We start from the raw sequence: 9712 nt of genomic DNA on the forward strand, positions 1-9712 counted from the left end.
CACCGGGCCGGTCAACACGGCGTGCACCGACACACCCCGCTCGGCCAGCAGCACCCGCAACGATTGCGTCAGGTTGAACGCGGCCGCCTTGGAAACCGAATACGCCGGGATGATCGGCAACGGAGCCAGCGCGTTGACCGAGAGATTGTTGACGACCGCTCCCCGCGAACGCGTCAACAGCGGCAGGAACGCCCGGGTCACGGCATACGGCCCGAACAGGTTGACCCGCAAGTGCTGTTCGAGCACAGCAGGATCGGTCAGGTCGTCATACAGCGCCACGCCGGCATTGTTGATCAGGACGTCCAGCGAATCCACGCACTGCGCGGCCGCCCGAATCTGCGCGGCGTCGGTCACGTCCAGGGCAACGGGCGTGACGCGTCGATCCGGGTGGCTCGCGGTCCGGCGCGTGGCCGCATACACCCGTGTCGCGCCGCGGCGCAAAGCTTCCTCGACCAGCGCCTGCCCGATGCCCCGATTGGCCCCGGTCACCAGAACTGACTTTCCTGCGATGATCACATCGCCTCCTCGCTCGTGGGTTTCGACTGTCTCGGCAATACAGATGCCGCAATGTCGAGAAAGTGGGCTCAGGATGTGCGCCCAGTTCGAGGCCCAGCCGGCGTCGATATTGGAAGGTGAAAACACCCGCGAGGGAAAAGTGGTGACATGTGGTGACAACCGATCTGATTGGCAGGGCGCGGGCCGGGGACGGCGAGGCGTTTCGAGAGCTGACCGAGCCACACCGCCGCGAGCTGCAGGTGCACTGCTACCGGATGCTGGGATCGCTTCAAGATGCCGAGGACGCCTTGCAAGACACCCTGCTGGCAGCGTGGCAAGGCCTCGACGGATTCGAGGAGCGGGCCTCGGTGCGCACGTGGCTCTACCGGATAGCCACCAACCGGTGCCTCAGCGTTCTTCGCTCGGCCCGCCGACGCCCGGCCAAGGAGTGGGACATGCAGGTTGACCTGCCCGAGCCGACTCGGCTCGGTGAAATCGTCTGGCTTGAGCCATATCCCGATGCCCTTCTCGAGGCCGCGCTGCCGCTGGATCCCGAGGCGCGCTATGAACAGACTGAAGCCGTCTCGCTGGCCTTCGTGACAGCCCTGCAGGTCCTGCCCGCTCGCCAGCGTGCCGTGCTGATCCTGCGCGAGGTGCTCGGCTACCACGCCAACGAGGTGGCCGACATGCTCGACTCGACCGTCGAATCGGTCAACAGTGCGCTCAAACGAGCGCGCGCTAGCCTGCAGCGCCGACTGCCGGCGCCGGGCGAGGACGGGCCGGCGCCGACCCCCGGCTCACCGGCCGAGCAGGAGCTGGTGGCGAAGTTCGTCCGCGCCTATCAGTCCGGCGATGTCGATTCGCTGGTCACCCTGCTGACCGACGACGTCAGCGTCTCCATGCCGCCGATTCCGCTGGAATACCTGGGCCGCGACGTCGTAACCCGCTTCTACGCCTACATCTTCGGCGCTGGCCGGGCATACGACTTGGTGCCCACAAGGGCCAACTGTCAGCAGGCGTTTGGCACCTACCTTCGCACCCCCACCGGCGGCATCCGCCACGGGGCCGGCCTGCTCGTCCTCACCCTTAGCGGCGAAAAGATCCGCGCCCTGACTCGCTTCGACAACGACGTGCTCCCACGGTTCGGGCTGCCTCGATCGCTCCCGGGTTGAATGCGCAGGTGGGCAACGGGATTCCCGCACAAGCAGACGGAAACAGACGACATGTGTGCGATCAATAACACCGATAAGGCCATCTTCGTGACCGCCACTGGCCGCGAACAACTGAAAGCGAAAGGCGGAGAACACCATGAACACACCCGCGATCGTGTCGGCGCAGGACTGGACGGCCGCGCATCAAGAGCTGCTGGCTAAGGAAAAAGAAGTGATGCGCGCGCATGACGCGCTCGCGGCGCAACGACGGCGGATGCCGTGGTTGCTGGTGGACAAGGACTACGAGTTCGAGGGACCCGAGGGAAAAGTCAACCTGCTGGGTCTGTTTCAGGGCCGGCGTCAGCTACTCGTCTACCGTGCCTTCGTCGGACCCGACATCGACGGCTGGCCCGATCACGGCTGCCGCGGCTGCTCGATGATCGCCGACCACATCGGCAACCTGGCCCACCTCAATGCCCGCGACACCACGCTGGTGTTCGCCTCACGCGCGCCGCAGCCGGGCATCGAGCGACTGAAGGAGCGGATGGGCTGGCAGATGCCGTGGTACACGATCACCGACAACTTCGACGCCGACTTCGGCGTGGACGAGTGGCACGGCACCAACGTGTTCATTCACGACGGCGACCGGGTCTACCGGACCTACTTCATCAACAACCGCGGCGACGAGGTGCTGGGCAACACCTGGAGCTTTTTGGACATGACCGCGCTCGGCCGCCAGGAGACCTGGGAAGACTCGCCGGAGGGCTACCCGCAGAGTCCGCCCTACGAATGGTGGGACTGGCACGACACATACGGCGAGCACGAGCCGTCGCGCTGGTTCGGTGAACCTGATCCGAACGATCCCGACGACCAGCGTCCACCGCGTAGCTGACAGCAAGGCATCTGTTCGGCAGTAGGTTCTCTTGCGGGGAGGCAAGCCAGAAGGGAGCCGGCATGTCGGGAGCTACCAGCGACGTCTGGGAGGCGATGTCGACCGCGCGGACGATCCGGCGCTTCACCGACCAGCCGGTTGACGACGCCACGCTGGAACGATGTCTGCAGGCGGCGATGTGGGCGCCGTCGGGGGCCAACGCACAGGCATGGCGCTTCGTCGTGCTGCGGTCGCCCGAACAACGGGCTGTGGTGGCCAAGGCGGCGGCCCGCGCGTTGGAGGTGATCGAGCCCGTCTATGGGATGAGCCGACCGGCCGACGACGACGGCAGCCGGCGTGCCCGCACCAACCGCGCAACCTACGAGTTGCACGATCGGGCCGGTGAATTCACGTCGGTTCTGTTCGCGCAGAAGCACTTTCCGACGGCGTCGGAACTCCTGCTGGGCGGGTCGATCTTTCCGGCGATGCAGAACTTCCTGCTGGCCGCCCGCGCTCAAGGTCTGGGCGCCTGCCTGACCAGTTGGGGAGCCTACGGCGGCGAGCAGCTGCTGCGGGACGCCGTCGGCGTGCCCGACGACTGGATGCTGGCCGGGCACATCGTGGTCGGCTGGCCGAAGGGACGGCACGGCCCGGTGCGTCGCCGGCCGCTGGGCGAGGTGGTCAACTTCGACCGCTGGGATGGGTGAACCGAACGGGTGCGTGGGCCGTAATCCGAACGGAGGACTAACTTGTCGACGACGAAAAGACCTGATGATCAGCTGGCCGCGCGGCTGTCGGGTGTCGGGCAGGCGATCAGCCGGTACGGATTGGCGCTGACGCTGGCGTGGATCGGATTCGGCAAGTACATCAAGATGGAAAGCCGCGTGCTGATCGAGCACAGCCCCTTGATGAGCTGGGTCTACGACGTGTTCAGCGTCAACACCGTGGCACGCGGCCTCGGGACGCTGGAGATCGCCGCCGCGATACTGATCGTCAGTCGACCGGTATCACCGCGGCTGTCGGCGATCGGCAGCGCATTGGCGATCGTGCTGTTCTGCGGAACGTTGAGCTTTTTGTTCACCACGCCCGGTGTCGTCAGCCGGTTCGCCGGCCCGGTGCCGGTGCTCTCGGCGTTACCCGGGCAGTTCCTACTCAAAGACGTTGTCCTGCTTGGTGTTGCGGTGTGGACTCTGGGCGAGGCGCTGCATGCGCACCGCGCATCGTCAGTCTTTGACGCCAGCCGTGAACAGGTCGGAGATGGCCCGCGTCCATAGCGGCCGCCGCACCCGATGCTGCTCGACGATGGTGAACCCGGCGCCTTCGAACAATCGCCGCATCTCGGCGCTCGTCGGATTGTGTGCTGGTGTCAACCTGCTGGCCGCCGGTAGGAGTGGCTGGCGTGCACTCATCGTCGACACGGCCACCAGTCCACCAGGGGACAGCACTCGGTGGAATTCGCGCAATGCCGCCGGCTGGTCGAAGAAGTGGAACGCCGAGGTCGTCACGACCGCGTCCAACGCTCCGTCGTCGAAGGGCAACTGCTCGGCCGGGCCGCGCCGCCACTGCACTGCGCTCGATCGGGAGCGGGCTTGGCCGAGCATGCCCTCGGACATGTCCACGCCGTAGACCGCGTCGGCGTGCAGGTCGCGTTCGATCCGGTCAGCCAGAATGCCTGTGCCGCAAGCGACGTCGACTATCCGCGCCGACTGGTGGTCGCGCAATTGCGCGACCACCTCGTCGTGCGCCGGGCGGTAGACCCACTGCTGCAGGAAGGGCAGGTTGTAGGCCGGGGCAGCTACGCCCCAAAACCGCGTGACGATGTCATTGAACCCGCGACGTTGTGGTGTCTGCGTCACTTGGTCGAGGTGTAGTAGATCGTGTCGGCCATCGACACCGAGTCGCTGGTCTGCGGGAACGGCGGAAGGCCGTGCTCGGCCAGCAGGTGGCTCATCGGTTGGCCGATCGAGCGCCAACCCAACCCGTTCAGGTATTCGGCGACGTCGTTGCGGTCACCCTCGTAGCCAAGCTCCTCGAAGTTCAGATCGAAGCCGTGGGCGCGCCACTGCGCGGTGGCCTGCTGCATCAATTCGCGCGCCTTCTGCTGATCGACGTCGGGCATGTCGGGGATGGCCTCAGTGGCCAGTCGGCTCCCGTCGGCACTGAGCCCGGAGATGTTGTCCAGCAAGCGGTCCTGGGCCTCCGGCGGCAGATAGCCCAGCAATCCCTCGGCGATCCAGGCGGTGGGCTGAGTCCGGTCGAAACCGGCTTCGGCCAACGCGGCCGGCCAGTTCTGCCGAAGGTCGATGGCGACCGTGCGGCGATCGGTGGTCGGGCTGGCCCCCAGCTCGGACAGCGTCTGGGTCTTGAACGCGATCACCTCGGGTTGGTCGACCTCGAAGACGGTCATGTCGGCGGGCCAGTCCAGGCGGTAGGCGCGGGCATCGAGGCCGGAGGCCAGAATCACCGCCTGCCGGATACCGGCTGCGGTCGCCTCATGGAAGAACGCGTCGAAGAAGTGGGTCCGGGCGGCCATCGCGTCGGGCATCTGCTGAAGCTTCCAGCTGGAGTCCTCGTTGTCGACGTTCGCGGCGTCCAACTCTCCGGCTGCCCATCGGCTGAGGAAATCCACGCCGACGGCTCGCACGAGTGGCTCGGCGAATTGGTCGTTGATCAGGGGGTTGTCGGCCTTGGTGGCGACGGCTCGGGCCGCGGCAACCATCGTGGCTGTTGCTCCTACGCTGGTCGCGAGGTCCCAGGTGTCGTTATCGGTGCGCGGCATGCGTGCTCCTTAGATAGTCGGGACGTACTTAGTTAGCATAACAAGTATTTAGCCGATCTATCAACTTGTCGCCGCAAGGTGCGTCTACAGGCGATTTACTCCGGTTGACGACGCGGCGATCCCGTGCTGGGGTTGGTGAATCAAGGAGTCACCGTGACAAATCCGCCGAACCCCGCCGTCGGCCGGCGTTGGCTTCTGGGGATATCTGCATCGGCCGCAGGCGCAATCGCGCTGTCGGCATGCGACAAGCCGCAGCCCAAGGCAGCAGCGCCCGGCCTACCGGCAGAGGACGAAGTGCCGGTCACTCCACCCGAAGACTTGATGCGCGAACACGGAGTACTCAAACGCGTACTGCTGATCTATCGAGAAGGAATCCGCCGCCTGCAGGGGAGCGAACAGCTTCCCGCCGACGCGCTCAACGCCGGGGCGGCGATCATTCGCAGCTTTATCGAGGACTATCACGAGCAACTGGAAGAGCAGCATGTTTTCCCTAAGCTGGAGCAGGCGGGCAAACTCACCGACGTCACCTCGGTATTACGCACCCAGCATGCGCGAGGTCGCGTGCTGACCGACCGGGTGGTCGCCGCCACCAGTGCCGGCACAGCGCTCGATCTGGCTAAGCGGGAAGCGTTGGCGCAGGACATGTCGGCGTTCATCCGAATGTATGAGCCCCATGAAGCACGCGAAGATACTGTCGTTTTCCCGAAGTTGCGTCAGGTAGTGCCCGCGAAGGAATTTCGCGACATGGCCGACATCTTCGAGGACGAGGAGCACCGGCGGTTTGGGCGGGCGGGCTTTGAAGGTGTGGTCGATAAAGTCGCCGATATCGAAAAGAGCCTCGGCATCTACGATTTGAGCCAGTTCACACCGACCTAGTACGCGGTGCGCACCGGTCAGGAGCCGGGAACGGAGATGTGAAGTGAGCGAGCCAAATGACCGTCAAGATCGGGACGAAATCGCCGATGTCTTGGTGCGTTATGCGACCGGGATCGATCGCCGGGACTGGCCCTTGTTCCGCACGGTTTTCACCGACGACTGCCAGCTGGACTACGGTGAGGTCGGTTCTTGGGAGGGCGTCGACGCGATCACGGAGTTCATGCAGCAGGCGCATTCGATGGCCGGACACACCATGCACCGGTTGACCAATCAGGTGATCGCGGTTGACGGTGACAGAGCCCAGTCGCGGACCTACGTCGACGCGCTGATCATGGTGGGCGACACCAACTCCGGCGTGAATGCCGCCGGCTTCTACGACGACGACCTGGTCCGTGGCGACGACGGCTGGCGGGTGGCCCGTCGTCGATTCATCCAGGTGCGGGTGGCCCCGGTGGGGGATCGGGCATGACGTTCGCATCCAAGTACGGTCCGTGGGCGCTGGTGGCCGGCGCATCCGACGGTGTGGGCGCCGCGTTCGCCGAGGGGATTGCCGAGCGCGGCGTGAACGTGGTGTTGGTGGCGCGGCGCCAGGCTGTGCTCGACGAGGTGGCCGCCGGGATCGCCGATCGCACCGGCGCCCAAACCCGAGCGCTGGCAATCGATCTCGCCGAACGCGACGCGGCGTCACAGGTGGCGAAAGCGACCACCGATCTGGACATCGGGTTTCTGGTGTACTGCGCCGGGGCCGATCCGAATTTCGAGCCGTTTCTGGCCAACTCGATCGAAACCGCCGAAGCGATGGTGCAGCGCAATTGCATCGTGCCCATGCAGTTGTGCCATCATTTCGCCCCGCCGATGGTCGAGCGGCACAACGGCGGCATCGTGTTGTTCGGCTCGGGTGCCGGCCTCGCCGGCGGACCGAACATGGTGGTCTACGGCGCCACCAAGGCGTTCGACATGGTGTTCACCGAAGCACTGTGGAGCGAGCTGCACGACAAAGGGGTCGACGTGCTCGGCCTGATCCTGGGCAAGACCAACACACCGGCGCTGCGGCGACTCGAACACAGTCGCGGACACCTGAGCTCTGAGGACACTGCGCCGCCGGATGCCGACAGCGTCGACCAGGTGATCGTCGAGGCGTTCGAAAACCTCAGCAACGGACCGACCTTGATGGTCGGCGACATGATGCGCGCCGCCGCGCCGATGCTGGCGTCGCTGTCCCGTAACGAGGCCGTCAAGCTCATGACGCAAGCCCAGGCCGCCGCGATGGGCAGCGACTGACGCGTCAGCTGCCAACCTGTTTGATGAACACGCTGACCCGGTTGATCAGTCCTTCGGGATTCTGTTCGAACACAAGGCATTCCGGATACTCGGTGGGCGTACCGTCGGCCTCGAAGGTCTCGCTCAGCTCGACGTAGCACACCCGATCCGAGGCGTGTGAGATCCGATGCACGTCTAACCGGTAGCCCTCCGGCGAGGCGAACACGCCGCGCAGGAATTTCAGATACCGCTGCTTGCCCTCGACGACGTCGCAGTACGGACCCTCTCGGATCAGATCCTCGTCCGCGATCGTGGCCGCCAGGCCGTCCCAGTCGTGCACCGCCAGACACGCCAGATAGCGCTCGACCACGCCGGCGTCATCAGTTTGACCCATTGCATCTTCTTACGCTGAGCGAGCCGGGCCATCAATGCCAAACATCCCAGGCCCCTCGGGGACCTGGGATCTTTGGTTATAGGAAACTTCTACAGACCCAGGATCGCCGGGTGCGGTGGCTACTTAGACGAAGTCCGATCCTCCGTCGACGTTCACTGTCGCGCCGGTGACGTACCCGTTCCGCTTAGAGGCCAGGTAGGCGGTGATGGACGCGATCTCCTCGGGCAGCCCGGCGCGACCAAGGTCGCACGGTTGGTGGAAGTTGGTGTCGATCCAGGTCATGACATCGTGCGGGTTGGATGCGTCGAGGCCGTCGGCGGCGAGAATGTCCTTGAGGTTTTCGGTGAAGCTCGCGGTCACAATGGTCCCCGGGCACACGCAGTTCACCAGAATTCCGTCCTTGGCAAGGCTTTTCGACAGGTTCTTGGTGATGCTGGACAGTGCCGCTTTCGACGCCGTGTAGGCCACGATGCGTGGATTCTGCCGCTGGATGGAATGCGCGGACAAGGTGACGATGCGGGCCCAATCGGCGGCGCGCAGCATCGGCAATGCCGCTCGCACCGAACGGACGCCAGCCATCGTGCCCAGGGTGAAGGCCGCGTCCCACTCGGCGTCGTCCATCTGCTCGAAGTACCCGTCACCCGGCCCGATGGTATGGACCAGGCTGTTCAGCCGTCCCCAACGGTCGGCCACCTCGTCGAAGCCGCTGAGGATCGACGCGGCATCGGTCATGTCCACGCTGATCCCGACGGCGTCGGGTGCGCCGGCATCTCGCAACGATTCCACCGCCGCCTCCAGTGCTGCCCTGCCCCGGGCCATCACGGCAACGCTGGCTCCTTCAGCTGCCAGAGCCTGTGCGATCGCCAGCCCCATACCCTTGCTGCCGCCGGTGACGACGACGGTCGATCCCGCCAGGCCCAGGTCCATGCTGCTCCTTACAATCGGTCGCGCGCGGCGATGTCAGTGATAATTTCGGGCTGCACTCCCAGACCGCGCAGGCAGAACCGGAGAGCTCGTCGTCTAACCTCGGTGCGCTCGCGATTGGCTGCGGCCCATTGTCGTTCAGTGCTCGCCCATACCACGCCCTGGATCGACGGTGCTTCGGTCACCGGATCGATGTCGTGGAACACGCCGCTCTTCAGCCCATCGTCTAGCTGCTCGATCAGCGGCTTGAGCATCTCTTCAAAGGCGGGCTGAATCAGCTCGGGAGCAGCGAACATCTGCGACTGGGCCTCCAACGACAAGAGCCGCAGTTCGGATTTGATGTTCTCGTCGAACGCCAGGTCGAGGCGACCGTCGATCCACGCGGCAACCGCCTCCGCCGGATTGCCGGCCTTTGCCATTTTCCTTTGCAGCCTTCGCTTCTCGGCGCGGGCTATCTCGAGAAACACCGCGGCGACTAGCTGGTCCTTCGATTCGAAATGCCGGTAGAACGCACGGGTGCTCAGCTCGGCACGATCGAGGACGGCGGCGACGCTGAGTCCCCGAACTCCTTGTTCGCGCAGGGCTTCTGAGGCGGCGACGACGATGGTGCGGCGCACGTCGGGGTGTGGAGCGAGCTTGCTTCGTCGCCGCGTACGTGGGGCGGTCATCCGGTCGCGTCGTAGGTCCGTAGATAGTCGGCGAACTGTTCGCGGACGCCCTCAGGAGTCAGCCCGTAGTCGGACAACTCGTAGTCGTGTGCGCCACGCGAGCCGGGCTTGTGTTCGTGGGCCCACTGCTCCACGGCCCGTTCGCTATCGTCGGAGAACGTCAAGTCCAACGATTTGTAGCCGGCCCGCAATGTGCCCACCGGATCGTGCTGCAAGTCGGCGAACGCGACATCGGCGAACCGGCTGTCACCTAAGCGTTGGCGGAAGTCCATCGCGCGGCGAACGGCTTCCGCC

14 protein-coding genes are annotated in these 9712 nt (G+C 65.1%); 7 read left to right on the top strand and 7 right to left on the bottom strand.

The window, feature by feature from the left end:
• Positions 1-516 (bottom strand): SDR family NAD(P)-dependent oxidoreductase (locus tag VGH54_RS03845; RefSeq protein ID WP_331510616.1); only part of this gene is annotated, 516 nt, incomplete at its 3' end.
• A gap of 149 nt (positions 517-665) precedes the next feature.
• On the opposite strand from VGH54_RS03845, the gene VGH54_RS03850 reads away from it, so the two are divergent.
• From VGH54_RS03850 to VGH54_RS03865, 4 genes are all read left to right on the top strand, one after another.
• Positions 666-1667: a sigma-70 family RNA polymerase sigma factor gene (locus VGH54_RS03850; protein WP_331510617.1), complete on the top strand. Its 1002-nt coding sequence runs from the start codon at positions 666-668 to the stop codon at positions 1665-1667.
• 136 nt (positions 1668-1803) lie between these two features.
• Positions 1804-2538, top strand: a complete 735-nt coding sequence (locus VGH54_RS03855) for a DUF899 domain-containing protein (protein ID WP_331510618.1) — start codon at positions 1804-1806, stop codon at positions 2536-2538.
• Positions 2539-2600: 62 nt separating this feature from the next.
• On the top strand, positions 2601-3224 hold the full coding sequence (locus VGH54_RS03860; RefSeq protein WP_331510619.1) for a nitroreductase family protein: 624 nt from the start codon (positions 2601-2603) through the stop codon (positions 3222-3224).
• A gap of 42 nt (positions 3225-3266) precedes the next feature.
• A complete protein-coding gene (locus VGH54_RS03865; RefSeq protein WP_414688633.1) occupies positions 3267-3791 on the top strand; it encodes a YkgB family protein in 525 nt (174 codons plus the stop codon).
• Here the strand turns inward: VGH54_RS03865 and VGH54_RS03870 are convergent.
• Together VGH54_RS03870 and VGH54_RS03875 are read right to left on the bottom strand one after the other, a co-directional pair.
• Positions 3741-4373: a class I SAM-dependent methyltransferase gene (locus VGH54_RS03870; protein WP_331510620.1), complete on the bottom strand. Its 633-nt coding sequence runs from the start codon at positions 4371-4373 to the stop codon at positions 3741-3743. The two genes, VGH54_RS03865 and VGH54_RS03870, sit on opposite strands and share 51 nt — an antisense overlap.
• Positions 4370-5296, bottom strand: a complete 927-nt coding sequence (locus tag VGH54_RS03875; protein WP_331510621.1) for a class I SAM-dependent methyltransferase — start codon at positions 5294-5296, stop codon at positions 4370-4372. Before VGH54_RS03875 ends, VGH54_RS03870 begins: the two co-directional genes overlap by 4 nt.
• A gap of 153 nt (positions 5297-5449) precedes the next feature.
• Here VGH54_RS03875 and VGH54_RS03880 point away from each other — a divergent pair, with 153 nt between their 5' ends.
• The 3 genes from VGH54_RS03880 to VGH54_RS03890 are packed head-to-tail and all read left to right on the top strand — an operon-like array spanning position 5450 to position 7453.
• Entirely contained in the window at positions 5450-6172 is a 723-nt protein-coding gene (locus VGH54_RS03880; RefSeq protein ID WP_414688634.1) for a hemerythrin domain-containing protein, read from the top strand.
• Positions 6173-6215: 43 nt separating this feature from the next.
• Positions 6216-6641, top strand: a complete 426-nt coding sequence (locus tag VGH54_RS03885; RefSeq protein ID WP_331510623.1) for a nuclear transport factor 2 family protein — start codon at positions 6216-6218, stop codon at positions 6639-6641.
• On the top strand, positions 6638-7453 hold the full coding sequence (locus tag VGH54_RS03890) for an SDR family NAD(P)-dependent oxidoreductase (RefSeq protein WP_331510624.1): 816 nt from the start codon (positions 6638-6640) through the stop codon (positions 7451-7453). Before VGH54_RS03885 ends, VGH54_RS03890 begins: the two co-directional genes overlap by 4 nt.
• A 4-nt stretch (positions 7454-7457) precedes the next feature.
• Here the strand turns inward: VGH54_RS03890 and VGH54_RS03895 are convergent, their stop codons facing one another.
• From VGH54_RS03895 to VGH54_RS03910, 4 genes are all read right to left on the bottom strand, one after another.
• Positions 7458-7826, bottom strand: coding sequence for a nuclear transport factor 2 family protein (locus tag VGH54_RS03895; RefSeq protein WP_331510625.1), 369 nt, complete (start codon positions 7824-7826; stop codon positions 7458-7460).
• Positions 7827-7949: 123 nt separating this feature from the next.
• The gene (locus VGH54_RS03900; RefSeq protein WP_331510626.1) at positions 7950-8753 is read right to left on the bottom strand and encodes an SDR family NAD(P)-dependent oxidoreductase; all 804 of its coding nucleotides are present in this window, start codon (positions 8751-8753) and stop codon (positions 7950-7952) included.
• An 8-nt stretch (positions 8754-8761) separates the two neighbouring features.
• The gene (locus tag VGH54_RS03905; protein ID WP_331510627.1) at positions 8762-9418 is read right to left on the bottom strand and encodes a TetR/AcrR family transcriptional regulator; all 657 of its coding nucleotides are present in this window, start codon (positions 9416-9418) and stop codon (positions 8762-8764) included.
• Positions 9415-9712 (bottom strand): sulfotransferase (locus VGH54_RS03910; protein ID WP_331510628.1); only part of this gene is annotated, 298 nt, incomplete at its 5' end. The genes VGH54_RS03910 and VGH54_RS03905, both read right to left, overlap by 4 nt.

It is taken from the genome of Mycobacterium sp. (assembly GCF_036488105.1).
Lineage (GTDB): Bacteria > Actinomycetota > Actinomycetes > Mycobacteriales > Mycobacteriaceae > Mycobacterium.

Bases quoted from the DNA above. Each gene is read 5' to 3' on its own strand.
- VGH54_RS03855 (WP_331510618.1), top strand. From the start codon at position 1,804: ATGAACACACCCGCGATCGTGTCGGCGCAGGACTGGACGGCCGCGCAT.
- VGH54_RS03860 (WP_331510619.1), top strand. From the start codon at position 2,601: ATGTCGGGAGCTACCAGCGACGTCTGGGAGGCGATGTCGACCGCGCGG.
- VGH54_RS03875 (WP_331510621.1), bottom strand. From the start codon at position 5,296: ATGCCGCGCACCGATAACGACACCTGGGACCTCGCGACCAGCGTAGGA.
- VGH54_RS03890 (WP_331510624.1), top strand. From the start codon at position 6,638: ATGACGTTCGCATCCAAGTACGGTCCGTGGGCGCTGGTGGCCGGCGCA.
- VGH54_RS03895 (WP_331510625.1), bottom strand. From the start codon at position 7,826: ATGGGTCAAACTGATGACGCCGGCGTGGTCGAGCGCTATCTGGCGTGT.
- VGH54_RS03900 (WP_331510626.1), bottom strand. From the start codon at position 8,753: ATGGACCTGGGCCTGGCGGGATCGACCGTCGTCGTCACCGGCGGCAGC.
- VGH54_RS03905 (WP_331510627.1), bottom strand. From the start codon at position 9,418: ATGACCGCCCCACGTACGCGGCGACGAAGCAAGCTCGCTCCACACCCC.